The 19,735-nt window shown below is 71.7% G+C and carries 2 protein-coding genes; both read right to left on the reverse strand.

What is annotated here, in order from left to right:
• Window positions 1-46 precede the first annotated feature (46 nt).
• Window positions 47-11,932 carry a non-ribosomal peptide synthetase gene (locus A2G96_RS26055; RefSeq protein ID WP_062803081.1) on the reverse strand — a complete coding sequence of 3,962 codons (11,886 nt, stop codon included), beginning with the start codon at window positions 11,930-11,932 and terminating at the stop codon, window positions 47-49.
• On the reverse strand, window positions 11,933-19,726 hold the full coding sequence (locus tag A2G96_RS26060) for a non-ribosomal peptide synthetase (RefSeq protein ID WP_062803082.1): 7,794 nt from the start codon (window positions 19,724-19,726) through the stop codon (window positions 11,933-11,935).
• Window positions 19,727-19,735: the final 9 nt, after the last annotated feature.

Here is a 19,735-nt window from a genome sequence, read left to right on the forward strand (position 1 = left end):
AATGCAAATCATTGTCATTAGCGTTAAAAAGTTTCATCCGCGCCTCCTACGTCGGGAGGGTGGCCGTGCCGGTAGCCGGGTGCCGCGCCTCGGTATCGGGCTGAGACTCGGGGCGGGGCCCGACGCTGCGGCCCAGCTGCGCCAGCAAACGCGGGTCGCGCACGATGGCGTGGTGGTCCACGCCGTCCAGCACGGTCTCTTCGCGCGGCGCGCCCAGCCAGCCGGCCAGCCGCGCGGCGGCACTGTCGCGGCCGGCGCGCCACCAGACCGCGCGCGGCGCCCGTACCACCGGCAGCGCGCGCTGGGCCGCGGCCAGCGCGCCGAGCCGATGCGCGGCCAGGAACATGTGCGCCAGCTCGTCCGCGCCCAGCGCTGCCTGCGGCGCCGTGGACGCGGCGATGCGCGGCGCGAGCACGGCGCGCACGGCGTCGGCGTCGGGCTCGGGCGCCGCATCGCGCGGCAGCGCCAGCGGTTCCGTACCGGGCAGCAGGCGCCCGGCAAACGCCGCCAGCGCAGCGGGCCAGCCAGGCGTTGCACTGGCGTGCGGACGCAGCTCCGGCACGAACGGATCGACCAGGCCCAGCCACTGGACCGTCTGCCCCTGCGCTTCCAGTTCGCGCGCCATCAGCGTGGCCAGTGCGGCGCCGAGCGACCAGCCCAGCAACAGGTAAGGGCCGTGCGGCTGCGCCGCGCGCCATTCCCGCACATAGTCGGCCGCGATCGATGCCAGCGACGCGTCGCGCCATGCCGGATCGGCCAGCGCGCGCGCCTGGAAGCCATAGACCGTGCGCTGCGCGCCCAGCTGCGCGACGATGGCGTCGTAGTCGAACAGCGTGCCCAGCGCCGCATGGACGCAGGCCACCGGCGGCAGCGTGGCGTGCGCCGGGCCGGGCGCGAGCACGCGCAGCGCCGCGGCAGGCGTGGCTTGAGCCACGGCCGCGGCCGGCTCGCCGTCCGGCAGCAGCTGGCCGATGGTCGGCGTGCGCATCAGGTCGCGCAGCTTCAGGTCCAGTCCCAGCGCCCGGTTGGCGCGGACGCGGGAAATCACCTTCAGGCTCAGCAGCGAATCGCCGCCGAGCGCGAAAAAGTTGTCGTCCAGCCCCACGCGCGGCACGCCGAGCACGTCTTGCCAAACCTGCGCGAGCCAGCGTTGTGCTTCGGTTCGCGGCGGCACGTACTGGTCGGCGGATTCAGCTCCCGGTACAGGCAGCGCGCGGCGGTCTAGCTTGCCGTTGGGCGTCAGCGGCAGCATGTCGAGCACAACGAAGGCGGCCGGAACCATGTAGTCGGGCAGTTCCGCGGCCAGCGCGGTGCGGAGTGTCGCGCCATCGATCGTCGCGCCTGCAGCAGCGACTACATACGCCACCAGCCGCGCACCGGACGGTCCCTCGGCAGCGATCACCGCCGCGTTGGCCACGCCTGCCTGTGCCAGGATGCGCGCCTCGATCTCGCCCGGCTCGATGCGGAAGCCGCGAATCTTCAGTTGCTGGTCGATGCGGCCCAGGTATTCGAGCTGACCGTCGGGCAGCCAGCGCGCCAGATCGCCGGTACGGTAGAGCCGCGCGCCATCGCCAGCGAACGGATCGGGCACGAAGCGCTCCGCGGTCATGCCGCCCTTGTTCAGGTAGCCTCGCGCCAGCCCTTCGCCACCGATGTAAAGCTCGCCGGCCACGCCCGGCGGCACCAGGTTCAGCTCGGCATCGAGCAGATAGCAGCGGCGCGCGCCGACCGGGCGGCCGATCGGCGCATAGGTGCCAGCGAACTCGGCTGCGGGCGCATCGGCGCGCACCTTCCAGACCATCGGCGTGACCACGGTTTCAGTCGGGCCATAGCCGTTGATGAAGGTCCGCGGCGCCAGCGCGCGGCGCGCCTGCGCAAACGCGGCGCGCGGCATGGCCTCGCCGCCGAAGGAGTAGAGCGCCACCGGCGGGCACTCGCCGCTCTGTTCGCAATGTTCGGCCAGCTGGCGCAGGTAGGCGGGCGGGAAGCCGGCGTTGGTGACGCCGTGGCGGGTCATGGCGGCAGCGGTCTGCTCCGGCGTCCACAACGCATCGTCGCGCAGCAGCAGCGAGCCGCCGCAGGCCAGCGCGCACAGCCAGCGTTCGTGGGCGCCGTCGAAGGCGAACGACAGGAAATGCAGCTCGCGCGAATGCGGGCCCATCTCGTAGGCGTCGATGGTCGCGGCCACGTGCATCGCGAGCGGGCCGTGCGCGACGCAGACACCCTTGGGCCGACCGGTGGAGCCGGAGGTGTAGATCACGTAGGCAAGCTGGCCGGGGTGGATCGGCTGCTCCGCCAGCGGCGAGATGGCGTCGTCCACCGTATCCATCGTCAGCACCGGCAACGCCGCCGGCGCGGGCAGCGCATCGAGCAGCGCGGGCTCGGTGACGAGCAGCCGGATCGCGCTGTCCTCGAACAAATAAGCCAGCCGATCCTTGGGATAAGCGGGATCGAACGGCACGTAGGCGGCACCGCTGCGCATCACCGCCAGCAGCGCGACGATCAGGTCGGGCGAGCGCGACAGGGCGATGCCGACGCGGTCCTCGGCGCCGATGCCGCGCGCGTGCAGCACGGCGGCAAGGCGGTCGGCGCGGGCCAGCAGTTCGCCATAGCGCAGCACCTGGTCGCCGCAGATCACGGCGACGGCGTCGGGGCGGGCCGCGGCGTGGCGGGCGATGTGCGCGTGCACCGGCAGGGTCTCGCCGGCAGGCGCGTCGCCCTGGCCCAGCGCCAGCAGCGCCGCCTGCTCGTCCTGCGTCAGCAGGCTGAGCGCGCCGACGGTCTGCCCGGGCACGGTGCCGATGGCTTCCAGCAGGCCCGTCATCTGCGCGCAGATGCGCGCCACCTGCGCGGCGTCGAACGCGCGCCGCATGTAGGTAAAGCCCAGCCGCAGCGTCTGGCGCAGGCTGACCTCGACGTCCATCTCGTATTCGGTCAGGCCCGTGCTGCCCTGCGTGGCGAAGCGCAGGCCGCTGCGGCTGGCGGATGCCAGCGCGTCTTCGAGCGGGAAGTTCTCGAACACCAGGATGCTGTCGAACAGCCGCTGCCCGGCTTGGCCGCCCCAGCGCTGGATATCGGACAGCGGCGTGTGCCCGTGCTCGCGCGCGGCCAGGTTGAAGCCTTGCAGTTCGCGCAGCCAGTCTTCCACCGGCTGCTCGGGGCGTGGCGCGGCCAGCACCGGCAGCGTGTTGATAAACAGCCCCAGCATTTGCTCGCTGCCCGGCACCTCCGCGGGCCGTCCGGCCACGGTGGCGCCGAAGGCCACGCGGCGCTGGCCGGTGTAGCGCTGCAACAGCAGCAGCCACGCGGCCTGCACCACGGTGTTGAGGGTCACCTTGTGCGCGCGGGCGTAGGCCGACAACCGTTCGGTCAGCGCCGCGCCGCAGTCGTGCTGCAGCAGTGCGTAGCCTTCGCCGCCGGCCGGCGTGGGCAGCGCCTGCGCCAGCCGCGTGGGCGTGTCGAAGCCATCGAGCTGGCCGGCCCAGAACGCCTGCGCGCCGCCGGCGTCGCGCTGCTGCAGCCAGCGGATGTAGTCGGCAAAGCGGCCTTCAACCGGCGCGACGGGCTCGCCCGCGTAGCGCTTCAGCACCTCGCCCAGCAGCTGCGACGTGCTCCAGCCATCGAGCAGCAGGTGGTGCACGGTCCAGACCAGGTGATGCCGGTCCGGGCCAATGCGCACCAGCGTCAGCCGCATCAGCGGCGGGCATTCCAGGTCGAAACCGCGGGCCAGGTCCGCCGCGGCAAGCTGGTCCAGCGCAGCCGGCAGCGCCTCGGGCGGCTGCGCCGACCAGTCGTGTTCGGCCAGCGGCAGTTCTACCTCGTGCGCCACCCATTGCAGCGGCTGCTCGCCGCGCTGCAGGAAGCCCGTGCGCAGGGCATCGTGGCAGCCCAGCGCCGCGCGCCAGGCCTGCGCGAAGCGAGCGGCGTCCAGCCCCTCGACATCGACCCGCAGCTGGTTGATATAGGCACTGCCGGCATCCGCGCGCGCCACGCTGTGGTACAGCATGCCCGCCTGCATCGGCGACAGCGGATACAGGTCCTGCACCCGCGCCGCGTCGAGGCCGAGGCCGTCGAGCTGGCCTTGCGACAGCTGCACCAGCGCAAAGTCCTCGCTGCGCAGGCTGGTCCGGCGCGGCGTTGCCTCGGTATGCACGGCATCGGCCTTGCCATCGAGCGGCGACAAAGCCTCGGCCACCGCGGCCAGCGTCTGCCGCTCGAACAGCTGCCGCGGCGTCAGCAGCCAGTCCTGCGCGCGCAGCCGCGCGACGATCTGCAGGCTCAGGATCGAATCGCCGCCCAGCTCGAAGAAGTTGTCGTGGCGGCCCACGCGCGCCACCTTCAGCACCGCGGCCCAGATGTCCGCCAGCACCGCCTCCACGCCGGGCTGCGGCGCCTCGTAGGCGCTCGACCCGGCAAACTCCGGCGACGGCAGCGCGCGGCGGTCCAGCTTGCCGTTGGGCGTGACCGGCATGCGTTCCAGCACGACGATGGCGCCGGGCACCATGTAGTCGGGCAACGCCTGCGCCAGCCAGCCGCGCAGCACGTCGGTGTCGATAGTCGCGTCGGTTGCGGGCACGGCATAGGCGACCAGCCGCGCCGGTCCGTCGCCGGTCAGCGCGATGGCCACGGCCTCGCGCACGCTGCCGTGCGCGAGCAGGCGCGCCTCGATCTCGCCCAGCTCGATGCGCAGGCCGCGGATCTTGACCTGGTGGTCGAGCCGCCCCAGGTATTCGATCTGGCCGTCGGCGCGGCGCCGCGCCAGGTCGCCGGTGCGATAGAGCCGTTCTCCGTGCGCGCCGTGCGGATCGGCGACAAAGCGTTCGGCCGTCAGCGCCGCGCGGCCGAGATAGCCGCGCGCCAGGCCCGCGCCGCCGAGATACAGTTCGCCCGCGATGCCGTCCGGCACCGGATGCATGGCGCCGTCGAGCACATGTGCGCTGACGTTGGCGATCGGGCGCCCGATCGGCACCGCGTGTCCGCCGTCGTCGCGGCAGGTCCAGTGGGTGACGTCGATCGCCGCCTCGGTGGGGCCGTACAGGTTGTGCAGGCCCGCGTGCGGCAGCAGGGCCATGGTGCGCCGGGCCAGGTCCGCCGGCAGTGCTTCGCCGCTGCAGACGATGTGGCGCAGGCTGGCGCACGCGGCGGCCACGGCACCGTCGGCACCATCGGCACCGTCGGCCACAAACGCCTGCAGCATCGCCGGCACGAAATGCAGCGTGGTGACCCGATGCTGCGCGATCAACGCGGCGATCCGCCGCGGGTCGCGATGGTCGCCCGGCGCCGCCAGCGCCAGCCGCGCACCCGTCATCAGCGGCCAGAAAAACTCCCAGACCGAGACGTCGAAGCTGAACGGGGTCTTCTGCAGCACGGTGTCGCCGCCGTCCAGCCGGTACTGCGCCTGCATCCACCAGAGCCGGTTATGCAGCGCGCCGTGCCGGTTGCCGGCCCCCTTGGGCCGGCCGGTGGAGCCGGAGGTGTAGATCACGTAGGCCAGGTTTTCCGGCGACAGCGCCGGCGACGGGTTATGCTCGCCGCGCTGCTCATAGAGCGCCGGATCGGCCAGGTCGATGGCGGCCACGGCACGGGACAGGACCGGCATCGCATCGGGGCACTGCACCAGCACCAGCGCCACGCCGCTGTCGTCGACCATGTAGGCCAGGCGGTCGGCGGGATAGTCCGGATCGAACGGCACGTAGGCGCCGCCGGCCTTGAGGATGGCGAGCAGCGCGACAACCATTTCGACCGAGCGCTCGGCCAGCACGCCGACCGGCACGTCCGGGCCCACCCCTTGCGCGATCAGTCGATGCGCCAGCGCGTTGGCGCGGCGGTTCAGCGCCGCATAGGTCAGGCGCTGCTCGCCGAAGCACAGCGCAATCGCGTCGGGCTGTTCTGCCACACGCGCTTCGAACAGCCGGTGCACCGGTTCTGCGGCGGGATAGGGCTGCGGATCGGTACCCAGCGCCAGCGCGGCGCGCGCCTCGGGCGGCGCCATCAGCGCGATCTCGCCCAGCGGTCGCGCTGCATCGACGGCCAGCTGGCGCAGCACGGCAAACAGGCTTTGCCCCAGCTGGGCGGCGTGCGGCCCGGCCAGCTGTGCGCGGTCGAAGCGGCAGGTCAGGTGCAGCGTGTCGGTATGCGCGAACAGCAGCGTCAGCGGGTAATTGGTTTCGGCCCGGTTGCGCACGCCTGAGAACGACAGGCCCGCCGGCGTGCGGCGCAGCGCCGCATCGACCGGATAGTTCTCGAACACCACGATCGAATCGAACAGCGGCTGGCCGCTTTGGCCGGCCCAGCGCTGGATGTCGTAGAGCGGGGTGTGCTCGTGCTCGCGCAGCGCCAGGTTCAGCGCCTGCACCTCGCGCAGCCAGTCGCCTACCGCTTGTTGCGGGCGTGGCGACGCGATCACCGGCAGCGTATTGATAAAGAGCCCCAGCATTTGCTGCGCGGCCGGCAGCTCCGCCGGGCGGCCGGCCACAGTGGCGCCGAAGGCCACGCAGGGCTGACCGGTGCAGCGCTGCAGCAGCAACAGCCAGGCGGCCTGCACCAGCGTGTTCAGCGTGACCTTCTGCGCGCGGGCGAAGCCGGCCAGCGCCGCGGTCTCGGTCGCGTCGAGTTCGTGATGACGCTCACCCTGGCCTTGGCCGTGTTCTGGAGCCGGCAATGCGGCAAGCAGGCGCGTCGGCGCATCGAGCGGTGCCAACTGCGTCTTCCAGAAGGCTTCGCCGGCGGCGGCGTCGCGCGACTGCAGCCAGCCGATATAGTCGGCAAAGCGGCCGCCGCTGGCGGGCAGCGTTTCGCCTGCGTAGTGGCGCAGCACTTCGCCCAGCAGCTGCGCGGTGCTCCAGCCGTCGAGCAGCAGGTGGTGCACGGTCCAGACCAGGTGGTGGCGGCGCTCGCCGGTGCGCAGCAGCGCCACGCGCATCAGCGGCGGGCGCTCGAGGTCGAAGCCCTGTGCGCGCTGGCCGTCTGCGAAGGCGTCGATCTCGTCCTCGCCGCGCCCGCGCCAGTCCTCGACCAGCACGGGCAGCGCCGCCTGCCTGGCTACCCACTGCAGCGGCGGGTCGGCCCGGTGCAGGAAGCCGCTGCGCAGGGTGTCGTGGCGCGCCAGCACGGCCTGCCATGCCGCGCGGAAGCGCTCCGGCTCGATGCCGTCGACATCGACGCGCAACTGGTTGGTATAGGCGCCGACGTGCTCGCCAAACACGCTGTGGAACAGCATGCCCGCCTGCATCGGCGACAAGGGGTAGAGTTCCTGCACCCGCTGCGGCGCCAGGCCAAGCGCATCCAGCCCGGCCTGCGCAAGGCGGGCGAGCGGGAAGTCGGACGGCGTCAGGCCCGCTGCGCCGGCAGTGCAATGCGCGATAACTGCTTCAAGTTCCGCGCGAAACGCCGCCGCCAGCGCTTCGATCGTCGCGCTGCGATAGCGGCGACGGGCATAAGCTACGGACAGCCTGAGCTGACCGTCCTGCACCTGCCCGCTGATCGACAACGGATGCGACAGCGGCGTGGCGGGATCCTGGTTGGGGCCTGCGCTGTCGGCCGAGAGCCGCCACGGGCTGTCGTCGGCAAAGCTGGCGTCGAGCTGGCCCAGGTAGTTGAACACCACTTCAGGTTTGGGCACATCGACCAGCGCAGCTTGTTGCGCGGGCGAGCCGAAGCGGCGCAGCAGGCCAAAGCCGATGCCGTCGCCGGGTACCGCGCGCAATTGCTCCTTGACCGTCTTGATCGCATCATCGAGCGCGCCCGAGCCCTCGAGCGCGACCGGAAACAACGTGGTGAACCAGCCGACGGTGCGGCTCAGGTCGAGGGTATCGTCAACCCCGGCGACGCGGCCATGGCTTTCGAGGTCGATCAGCACCTGCGCGCGGCCGATCCATCCTGCCAATGCTCGTGCCAACGCGGTCAGCAGCAGGTCGTTGACGCGCGTGCGGTACGCCGCCGGGGCGCGCTGCAGCAGCGCCTGGGTCAGTTCGGCGGGCAGCGTCAGCGTGACGATGTCGCGGTCGGCGATGGTCAGGGCTCCGTTTGAATCGTCGCACGGCAGGCTGGCATCGACTTGTGCCAGCGTCTGCCAGTGCGCCATTTCGCCACCGCGCTCTTTGGCATTGGCGCGCAGCGCCTGCGACCAGCGCTGGTACGACGCGGTGCGAGCCGGCAGCACGGCCGGCTGGCCTTGCCGGCGTTGTGTGTACGCGTCGCGCAGATCCTCGACCAGCACGCGCCACGACACGCCATCGACCACCAGGTGATGGATTACCAGCAGCAACTGCCAGCGCTCGCCGCATTGCAGTGCGACGGCACGCAGCAGGGGCCCTTCGGCCAGATCGAGGCTGCGTTGGGCGGCTTCGCACTGCGCGAGTCGCTCCGCTTCCGACGCGGCATGGCGCACCCACAGCAAGTCCTGGCAGGCCTCAGCGTCGGCATACGCCTGCTGCCAGGCGCCGTCGCGCTGGACGAAGCGCAGGCGCAGCGCATCGTGATGCGCGACCACATCGGCAAGCGCCGCAGCCAGTGCCGGCAGCTCCGGCGCTTCACGGCAATCGAGCAGCACCGACTGGTTCCAGTGATGGCGCCGGGCCATCGGCATGTCGAAGAAATCGGCCTGGATCGGCAGCAGCGGCACCGCGCCAACCGGCACGGCATTGCCATCCACGACGTCCTGCGCCAGCGGCGCGGCGACGGCCGCCAGTTCGGCCAGCGTCTGGCGCTCGAATAGTTGCCGCGGCGTCAGCACCCAGCCCGCGGCGCGGGCGCGGGCGACGATCTGCAGGCTCAGGATCGAATCGCCGCCGAGTTCGAAGAAGTTGTCGGCACGGCCGACGCGCGGCAGGCCCAGCACCTCGGACCAGATCGCGGCGAGTGCGGTTTCGGCGTCGCCTTCGGGCGCGATGAAGTCCTGGGCACTGTCGAAGGCCGGCGCGGGCAGCGCGCGGCGGTCTAGCTTGCCGTTGGGCGTCAGCGGCAGCGTGTCGAGCACGACGAAGGCGGCCGGGACCATGTAGTCGGGCAGTTCCGCGGCCAGCGCGGTGCGCAGTGTTGCGCCATCGATCGTCGCGCCCGCCGCGGGCACCACATAAGCGACCAGCCGCGCACCCGACGGCCCCTCGGCGGCGATCACCGCCGCGTTGGCCACGCCCGCCTGCGCCAGGATGCGCGCCTCGATCTCGCCCGGCTCGATGCGGAAGCCGCGAATCTTCAGTTGCTGGTCGATGCGGCCCAGGTATTCGAGCTGACCGTCAGGCAGCCAGCGCGCCAGGTCGCCGGTGCGGTAGAGTCGCGACCCATCGCCGGCAAACGGATCGGGCACGAAGCGCTCGGCGGTCATTCCGCCCTTGTTCAGGTAGCCTCGCGCCAGCCCTTCGCCACCGATGTAAAGCTCGCCGGCCACGCCCGGCGGCACCAGGTTCAGTTCGGCATCGAGCAGGTAGCAGCGGCGCGCGCCCACCGGGCGGCCGATCGGCGCATAGGTGCCAGCGAACTCGGCTTCGTCGGCGCCCACCTTCCAGACCATCGGCGTGACCACGGTTTCGGTCGGGCCATAGCCGTTGATGAAGGTCCGCGGCGCCAGCGCACGCCGCGCCTGCGCAAACGCGGCGCGCGGCATGGCTTCGCCGCCGAAGGAGTAGAGCGCCACCGGCGGGCGCTCGCCGCTCTGTTCGCAATGCTCGGCCAGTTGGCGCAGGTAGGCGGGCGGGAAGCCGGCGTTGGTGACGCCGTGGCGGGTCATGGCGGCAGCGGTCTGCTCCGGCGTCCACAACGCATCGTCGCGCAGCAGCAGCGAGCCGCCGCAGGCCAGCGCGCACAGCCAGCGTTCGTGGGCGCCGTCGAAGGCGAACGACAGGAAATGCAGCTCGCGCGAATGCGGGCCCATCTCGTAGGCGTCGATGGTCGCGGCCACGTGCATCGCGAGCGGGCCGTGCGCGACGCAGACACCCTTGGGCCGACCGGTGGAGCCGGAGGTGTAGATCACGTAGGCAAGCTGGCCGGGGTGGATCGGCTGCTCCGCCAGCGGCGAGATGGCGTCGTCCACCGTATCCATCGTCAGCACCGGCAACGCCGCCGGCGCGGGCAGCGCATCGAGCAGCGCGGGCTCGGTGACGAGCAGCCGGATCGCGCTGTCGTCGAACAAATATGCCAGCCGATCCTTGGGATAAGCGGGATCGAACGGCACATAGGCGGCGCCGCCGCGCATCACCGCCAGCAGCGCGACGATCAGGTCGGGCGAGCGCGACAGGGCAATGCCGACGCGGTCCTCGGCGCCGATGCCGCGCGCGCGCAGCACGGCGGCGAGGCGGTCGGCGCGGGCCAGCAGTTCGCCGTAGCGCAGCACCCGGTCGCCGCAGATCACGGCGACGGCGTCGGGGCAGGCCGCGGCGTGGCGGGCGATGTGCGCGTGCACCGGCAGGGTCTCGCCGGCAGGCGCGTCGCCCTGGCCCAGCGCCAGCAGGCTGCTGTGTTCGGACTCGTCGAGCAGGTCCACCGCATCGAGCGATTGTTCCGGAGCGTCGGCCAGCCGGCTCAGCAGCCGCACGTAATGGCGTGCAAGCCGCTCCGCCGTGCCGGCGTCGAACAGTTCCGCGGCATAGTGGAAGCAGGCATGGACCTGGCCGTCGCTGTCCTCGCGCGTATCGAGCGTCAGCTCCAGCGCCGTGGTGCGCTCGCCCACCGGCGCGCTTTCGATTTCCAGGTCCGGCAGCGACACGCGCGCCGCGCGGTCGCCGCGGCGGTGGTTGTGCACCACCTGGAACAGCGGGTGGTAGCTGACGCTGCGCTCGGGCTGCAGCGCTTCCACCAGTTGCTCGAACGGCAGGTCCTGGTGCGCCTGCGCGCCCAGCACGGCTTCGCGGGCCTGGCCGAGCAGCGCGGACAGCGGCTGGCTGCCGTCAAGTCTTGCCCGCACGACCTGCGTGTTGACGAACAGGCCTACCACGCGCTCAGTCTCCAGGCGGTTGCGGCCCGCCACCGGCACCCCCACGCACAGGTCGCGGCTGCCGGTATAGCGGTACAGCAGTGCCTGGAAGCCGGCCAGCAAGGCCATGAACAGCGTCCCGCCACTGGCTTGCGCGCGTTGGCGCAGCGCATCGGCGAGCGTGGCGGGGATGGCGATCTCGCAGCGCTGCGCGCGGTAGGCCGCCACGGCGGGGCGCGGACGGTCGGTCGGCAGCGCCAGCACGCCCGGCGCGCCCTCCAGCGTTGTGCGCCACCAGGCTAGTTGCCGTGCCTGTTCGCCAGCCTCGAGCCAGTTGCGCTGCCACACCGCATAGTCGGTATAGCCGATCGCGGGCGCGGCCCCGGGCATCGGCTGGCCGAGCCGCTGCGCGCGGTAGGCCGCTGCCAGCTCGTCGATCAGCAGCTGCATCGACCAGCCGTCCGAGACGATATGGTGCATCGCCAGCACCAGCCGATGGTGCCGTGCGCCCAGGCGCAGCAGGTGTACGCGCAGCAATGGCGCGCGGGCCAGGTCGAACGGCGCCTCGGCGATCGCCGCGGCTTGCGCATCGGCGCTGCCAGGGTCGGCCGACAAGTCGGTCAGCGGCAGTTCGATGCTGGCTGCGGGTTGCACATGTTGACGCACCTTGCCATCGGAGTCCGCCAGGAACACCGTGCGCAGGGCTTCATGGCGCTGCGCCAGCGTGGCAAACGCCGCCTGCAGCGCGCCGGCGTCGAGTTGGCCGTGCAGCTCGACACGGCTGCTGATATGGTAGGCCGCGCTGTCCGGCGCGAAGCGGTACAGGAACCACTGGCGCTGCTGCGCGTACGACAGCGGCGCATCGTAGCCGGCCGCGGCATCGGGCCGCGGCAGCGCGGGGATCGGCAGTTGCGAGAATGCGATGCCTTGCCCGGCCATCTTGTCGAGAAAGGCGCGGCGCTGGGCCGGCGCCAGCGTGGCAAAGCGCGCGGCCAGCCGGGCCGCGGTGTTGGCTTCGATCATTCAGACTGACTCCAGGGTATTGGCGAACGCTTCCAGTTCCAGCAGGGCGGCTTCGTCGGCATGGCGTTGCTGCGCCGGCAACGCCGCGGCCAGCTCGGCCAGCGTGGCGGCGCCGAACAGCAGGGCCAGCGGCACCTCGATGCCAAGCTCGCGCTGGATCCGGGACAGCAGCTGGACGGCCAGCAGCGAATGGCCGCCCAGAGCGAAGAAGTTGTCGTGGCGGCCCACCGCGGGCACCTGCAGCAGCGCTTGCCAGATGCCGGCGAGACGGATCTCGAGGTCGCCTTTCAGCGCTTCCCGCTCCGCCGCCGCCGAAGGCGCGGCGGCGTCCGGCGCCGGCAGCGCGCGGCGGTCCAGCTTGCCGTTGGCGGTGAGCGGCAGCGCGTCGACCAGCACGATGGCGGCCGGCACCATATGCGGCGGCAGCGTCGCGGCCAGCGCGCGGCACAGCGCGACGGGATCGGGCCTCGCATCGGCCTGCGGCACCGCGTAGCCGACCAGTTGCATGCCGCCGGCTGCAGGCGCGGCGACCACCGCGGCCTGGCGCACCTGCGGCAGCGCCGCCAGCTGCGCCGCGACTTCGCCCGGCTCGACGCGGAAACCGCGGATCTTGACCTGGTCGTCGATGCGGCCCAGGTACTCGAATACGCCGTCGGCGCGGCGCCGCACGCGGTCGCCGGTGCGGTACAGCCGTGCGCCGTCGCGGGCGAACGGATCGGGCACGAAGCGGTCTGCAGTCAACGCCGCGCGGCCGAGGTAGCCGCGCGCCAGCGCGGGTCCGCCGACATAGAGTTCACCTGCGATGCCGTCGGGCAACGGGCACAGCTCGGCGTCCAGCACGTACGCGCCGGTGCCGTCCAGCGGCTGCCCCAGCGGCAAGCCTGCCCCGGGCTGCGGCATGGTGCCGGCCACGTGCACCAGCACGCCGACGGTGGTCTCGGTCGGCCCGTAGTGGTTGACCAGCCGGCATCCGGGCCTGGCTGCGTGGAGGCGCGCGCGCAGCGCCGCGTCGGTGGCTTCGCCGCCCAGCACCAGGGTGTGTTCGGGCAGCACGTCGGCAAGCGGCACCCCGGCCGCCTGCGCGCCGTCGAGCAGGGCACGCAGATGGCCGGGAACGATCTTGAGCACGCCGATGCGGTGCTGCGCCATGTAGCGCGCGAACGCCGCGGCATCGAACACGCAGCGGCGCGCCGGCAGGTGCAGCGCGCCGCCGCTGGCCAGCGCACCGAACAGCACCGTATGGCCGAGGTCGGCCGCCGGCGTCGACACCATCGCCATGCGCGACGCCGGCGCCAGCGCCAGTTGCGACAGCACGCCGCGCAGGTAATGCGCCAGCGCCCCGTGCGAAACGCCCACGCCCTTGGGCCGCCCGGTGGAGCCCGAGGTGTAGATCACATAGGCCAGGTGGTGCGGATGCAGCGCCGGCGACGGGTTGGCGTGCTCGCCGTCGTACAGGGAAGGCGCGCCCAGGTCGATCACCGGCACGGCCGCGGGCAACGGCGCGATGGCGTCGGGCCGCTGCGCCAGCAGCATCGCCACGCCGCTGTCCTCGACCATATAGGCCAGGCGGTCGGCGGGATAGTCCGGATCGAACGGCACGTAGGCGCCGCCGGCCTTGAGGATGGCGAGCAGCGCGACCACCAGATCGGCGGAGCGCTCGGCCAGCACACCAACCGGCACGTCGGGGCCTGCCCCTTGTGCGAGCAGGCGATGCGCGAGGGCATTGGCGCGGCGATTGAGTTCGCGGTAGCTGAGTTGCACGTGGTCAGCCGCCAGCGCCACGGCATCCGGGGTCGAGGCGGCATGGGCTTCGAAGCGATGGTGGGCAAGTTGGGCAGCAGTTGCTGCGGCCGGCAGGGGCGCGTCAGCCGTGGCGAGGCTGATCCGGCCCAGCGGGCGCGCCGCGTCCGCGGCCAGCTGGCGCAGCACCGCAAACAGGCTGTGCGCCAGCAGTCGCGCCTGCGGTTCGCCGAGCACGGCGCGGTCGAAGCGGCAGGTCAGGCGCAGCGTGTCGGTGTGCGCGAACACCAGCGCCAGCGGGTAGTTGGTCTCGGCGCGGTTGCCGATGCCAGAGAACGACAGCCCGGCCGGCGCGCGGCGCAGCGCCGCATCGACCGGGTAGTTCTCGAACACCACGATCGAATCGAACAGCGCCTGGCCGCTTTGGCCGGCCCAGCGCTGGATGTCGTAGAGCGGGGTGTGCTCGTGCTCGCGCAGCGCCAGGTTCAGCGCCTGCACCTCGCGCAGCCAGTCGCCCACCGGTTGTTGCGGGCGTGGCGACGCAATGACTGGCAGCGTGTTGATAAACAGACCTAGCATCTGCTGCGCGGCCGGCAGTTCGGCGGGGCGGCCCGCCACGGTGGCGCCGAAGGCCACGCAGGGCTGGCCGGTGCAGCGCTGCAGCAGCAACAGCCAGGCGGCCTGCACCAGCGTGTTCAGCGTGACCTTCTGCGCGCGGGCGAAGCCGACCAGCGCGGTGGTCTCGGCGGCGTCGAGTTCGTGGTGGTGTTCGCCCTGGCCTTGGCCGTCCTCTGGAGCCGGCAATGCGGCAAGCAGGCGCGTCGGCGCATCGAGCGGTGCCAACTGCGTCTTCCAGAAGGCTTCGCCGGCGGCGGCGTCGCGCGACTGCAGCCAGCCGATATAGTCGGCAAAGCGGCCGCCGCTGGCGGGCTGCGTTTCGCCGGCGTAGTGGCGCAGCACTTCACCCAGCAGCTGCGCAGTGCTCCAGCCGTCGAGCAGCAGGTGGTGCACGGTCCAGACCAGGTGGTGGCGATGCGCGCCGGTGCGCAGCAGCGCCAGCCGCATCAGCGGCGGGCGCTGCAGGTCGAAGCGCTCGGCCAGTTCAGCGGCGGCAAAACGGTCCAGCTCGGCGGCGTCGCGGCCGGACCAGTCTTCGGTAGTCACCGGCAGCCGCACCGAACGGGCGACCCACTGCAGCGGTTGATCGCCGCGGTGCAGGAAACCGCAGCGCAGGCTGTCGTGGCGCGCCAGCGCGGCCTGCCACGCCGCGATAAAGCGCGCCGGATCGAGCCCGTCGATATCGACGCGCAGCTGGTTGGTATAGGCGCTGCCCTCGGGCGCCAGCACGCTGTGGAACAGCATGCCGGCCTGCATCGGCGACAGCGGGTAGAGGTCCTGCACCTGCGCCGGATCGAGCTTCAGGGCATCCAGCCCGGCCTGCGTCAGCCGCGCCAGCGGGAAGTCGCTCGGGGTCAAGCCCGCAGCGCCCGCATTGCAGTGGGCAATCAGCGCTTCCAGTTCGTCGCGCAAGGCTGCGGCGAGTCGACGGACCGTGTCGGCCTGATGGCGTGCCCGGCTGAAGGCCAGCGTCAGCCGCAGTTCGCCATCCAGCACCTGTCCGTTGACGGACAACGGGTGCGATAGCGGCGCTGCGGGATCCTGGTTGGCGCCCGCGCTGTCGGCGGAGAGCCGCCACGGGCTGTCGTCGGCAAAGCTGGCGTCGAGCTGGCCCAGGTAGTTGAACACCACTTCAGGCTTGGGCACATCGACCAGCGCAGCTCGTTGCGTGGGCGAGCCGAAGCGGCGCAGCAGGGTGAAGCCGATGCCGTCGCCGGGTACCGCGCGCAATTGCTCCTTGACCGTCTTGATCGCATCATCGAGCGCACCGCTGCCATCGAGCGCGACCGGGAACAGTGTGGTGAACCAGCCGACGGTGCGGCTCAGGTCGAGGGTATCGTCAACCCCGGCGACGCGGCCATGGCTTTCGAGGTCGATCAGCACCCGATCGTGGCCGCTCCAGCCCGCTAGTGCACGCGCCAGCGCCGTCAGCAGCAGGTCGTTGACGCGCGTGCGGTACGCCGCCGGGGCGCGCTGCAGCAGCGCCTGGGTCAGTTCGGCGGGCAGCGTCAGCGTGACGATGTCGCGGTCGGCGATGGTCAGGGCTCCGTTTGAATCGTCGCACGGCAGGCTGGCATCGACTTGTGCCAGCGTCTGCCAGTGCGCCATTTCGCCACCGCGCGATTTGGCATTGGCGCGCAGCGCCTTTGACCAGCGCTGGTACGACGCGGTGCGAGCCGGCAGCACGGCCGGCTGGCCTTGACGGCGTTGCGCGTAGGCGTCGCGCAGATCCTCGACCAGCACGCGCCACGACACGCCATCGACCACCAGGTGATGGATCACCAGCAGCAGTTGGCAGCGCTCGCCGCATTGCAGTGCGACAACACGCAGCAGCGGCCCCTCGGCCAGGTCGAGACTGCGTTGGGCGGCTTCGCAGTGCGCGAGTCGCTCCGCGTCCGACGCGGCATGGCGCACCCACAGCAGGTCCGCGCAGGCTTCGGCGTCGGCATACGCCTGCTGCCATGCGCCGTCGCGCTGGACGAAGCGCAGGCGCAGCGCATCGTGATGCGCCACCACATCGGCAAGCGCCGCAGTCAGTGCCGGCAGCTCCGGCGCTTCGCGGCAATCGAGCAGCACCGACTGGTTCCAGTGGTGGCGCCGGGCCATCGGCATGTCGAAGAAATCGGCCTGAATCGGCAGCAGCGGCACCGGGCCTGCGGGCACGGCGTTGCCATGGATCGCATCTTGCACCAGCGGCGCGGCGACGGCCGCCAGTTCGGCCAACGTCTGGCGCTCGAACAGTTGCCGCGGCGTCAGCACCCAGCCCGCGGCGCGGGCGCGGGCGACGATCTGCAGGCTCAGAATCGAATCGCCGCCGAGTTCGAAGAAGTTGTCGGCACGGCCGACGCGCGGCAGGCCCAGCACCTCGGACCAGATCGCGGCGAGCGCGGTTTCGGCGTCGCCTTCGGGGGCGATGAAGTCCTGGGCACTGTCGAAGGCCGGCGCGGGCAGCGCGCGGCGGTCTAGCTTGCCGTTGGGCGTCAGCGGCAGCGTGTCGAGCACGACGAAGGCGGCCGGGACCATGTAGTCGGGCAGTTCCGCGGCCAGCGCGGTGCGCAGTGTTGCGCCATCGATCGTCGCGCCCGCAGCGGGCACCACATACGCGACCAACCGCGCCCCGGACGGTCCCTCGGCGGCGATCACCGCCGCATTGGCCACGCCTGCCTGCGCCAGGATGCGCGCCTCGATCTCGCCCGGCTCGATGCGGAAGCCGCGGATCTTCAGTTGCTGGTCGATGCGGCCGAGGTATTCGAGCTGACCGTCGGACAGCCAGCGCGCCAGGTCGCCGGTGCGGTAGAGCGGCGACCCATCGCCGGCAAACGGATCGGGCACGAAGCGTTCGGCAGTCAGCCCCGGACGATTCAGGTAGCCGCGTGCCAGACCTGCGCCGGCAATGTAGAGCTCACCGGCGACGCCGGGGGGCACGGGATTCAGCCCCGGATCCAGCACGCGCACGCCCAGGTCCGGAATGCGTTCGCCGATCGGGCTGCGCGCGCGGCTGGACGGGTCCAGGTCGGCGCGCGTGATCGGGCGGTAGGTCACATGCACCGTGGTTTCGGTGATGCCATACATATTGACCAGTTGCGGCGACGTATCGCCGAAGTGGTCGATCCACGGCCGCAGCGCCTGCGGATCGAGCGCCTCGCCGCCGAAAATCACATGGCGCAGCGCCAGCGGCGCGCCGTACAGCTCGGGCTGGGCCAGCAGCGCGCGGAATGCCGACGGGGTCTGGTTCAGCACGGTGACGCGTTCGCGCTGCAGCAGGGCGATGAACTCCTGCGGCGCGCGGCTGACGTGGAACGGCACGATCACCAGTTGCCCGCCATGGCACAGCGCACCAAAGATCTCCCAGACCGAGAAATCGAACGCGTACGAATGGAACAGCGTCCAGACGTCGACGGGGCCGAAGCCAAACCAGTGCTGCGTCGCGGCCAGCAGGCGCGACAGGTTGCCGTGCTTCAGCTGGGCGCCCTTGGGCCGGCCGGTGGAGCCGGAGGTGTAGATCACGTAGGCGAGGTGTTCGGGACGGACCTCGACCTTGGGCGCGTATTCGGGCCAGGCGCCGCCATCGTCCTGCGCATCGAGTTCCAGCACTGGCAGTCCATCACGCTGCGGCAGCAGGCCGCGCAGCGCGGGCTGCGTCAGCAAGGCGGCAATGCCGCTGTCCTCGAACAGGTAGGCCAGGCGTTCGGCAGGATAGGCCGGGTCGAACGGCACGTAGGCGCCGCCGGCCTTCAGGATGGCGAGCAGGCCGACGATCATCTCCGGCGAGCGCTCCATGGCAATGCCGACGCGCACTTCCGGGCCGACGCCGAGCGCGATCAGCCGGTGCGCCAGCCGGTTCGTGCGCCGCTCCAGTTCACCGTAGGTCAGCGTGGTCTCGCCATGGCGCAGGGCGATGGCCTGCGGCTGTTGCTCGGCATGGCGCTGGATGCGGCGGTGGGCAAGCTCGGCGGCAACGTGCCGCGCCGGCTGGCCGGCAGCGTGCTGGTGCGCCAGCGCGGCCGCGTCGTCGTCGCCGAGCAAGCGCGTGGCCGCCAGCGGCAGTTCGGGCTTGTGCAGCAGGCCGCCCAGCTGGGCCAGGTAGTGGCGCAGCATGCGCTGCGCCGTGACGGCATCGAACAGCGCGCAGTCGTACTCGAGGCTTACCGCCATGCTGTCGCCACGGTCTTCGGCGTCGAGGATCAGGTCGAACTTGGCGCCGGTCCGGCGCGCTTCCACTGCCTGCACCTGCAAGCCCGGCAGCGCCAGCGCGGCAGGTGCCGTTGCCGTGCGCAGGTTGAACATGACCTGGAACAGCGGGCTGCGGCCGGCGTCGCGCGGCACCTGCATGCCGTCGAGCAGCACTTCGAACGGCAGCTCGGCGTGGCCGAGCGCCCCCAGCGCGTCGGTGCGCAGCTGCTCGCACAGTGCGCGGCCGCTGATGCCGGGTGCGGTGCGCGAGCGGTACACATGGGTGTTGGCGAAGAAGCCGACCACATCGTCCAGCCCGTCGCCGTCGCGGCCCGCGTGCGGCACGCCGATCGCGAAATCGTGCTGGTCGGCATAGCGGCTCAGCAGCGCCTGCCACGCGGCGAGCAGCGCCACGAACGGCGTGCAGCGCTGCGATGCGCAGAAGCAGCGCAATGCGCCAAGCAGCGGCAGGTCGATTTCCGTGTCGATGCGTCGGGCAACGCGCGTCGCGGGGTTGCCGTGCGGGCGGTCAGTGGGCAACTGCAAGGCTGGCACGTGATTGCCGAGCTGGCGCTGCCACCATGCGCGCTGGGCGTCGAGGGCACCGCTGGCCAGGCGTTCGCGCTGGCGGCTGGCATGGGCGGCGAAGGTCGTGGCGGGGGCAGGCAGCGCGATCTCGCCTTCGTCCGCGAGCGCCTGCGCATAGGCCATGCCCAGGTCGCGCGCGATCACGGCGTTGGAAACCGCGTCGGAGACGATATGGTGCAGCGACAGCAGCAGCACGTGGTCGTCGTGGCCACGCGTGAGCAGCGTGGCGCGCAGCAGCGGCGCGTGGCCGAGGTCGAACGGGCGTGCGGCCTCGGCGTCGAGGCATGCCTGCAGCGCATCCTGGCCGGCGGGAAGCGTTGCTTCGGCCAGCGCAAAGGCCGGTGCGGGCTCGACCACCTGCCGGGGCAAGCTGCCCGGCGCGGCGTCATCCGCGACGAAACGTGTGCGCAGCGTGGGATGGCGCGCAATCACGGCCCGCAGCGCGGCCTGCAGCGCGCGGCGGTCAAGCGCGCCGCGCAGCACGAAGGCGCGGGTCTGGTTGTAGGCCGTGCTGCCGGGCTCGTACTGCAGCAGGAACCAGAGGCGTTGCTGCGAGAAAGACAGCGGCGCCGCGGCGGGCGCGGGGCTGGCCGGCGCTGCCGCCGGCTCCGCGTCCTGCTCCAGCAGCAGCGCCAGCAGCGCCGCCTGGCAGGCAGCGGTCGAGGATTGCGTCATGGATGCGTT

Source organism: Cupriavidus nantongensis (assembly GCF_001598055.1).
Classification (GTDB): Bacteria; Pseudomonadota; Gammaproteobacteria; order Burkholderiales; family Burkholderiaceae; genus Cupriavidus; species Cupriavidus nantongensis.

Bases quoted from the DNA above. Each gene is read 5' to 3' on its own strand.
- A2G96_RS26055 (WP_062803081.1), bottom strand. From the start codon at position 11,932: ATGATCGAAGCCAACACCGCGGCCCGGCTGGCCGCGCGCTTTGCCACG.
- A2G96_RS26060 (WP_062803082.1), bottom strand. From the start codon at position 19,726: ATGACGCAATCCTCGACCGCTGCCTGCCAGGCGGCGCTGCTGGCGCTG.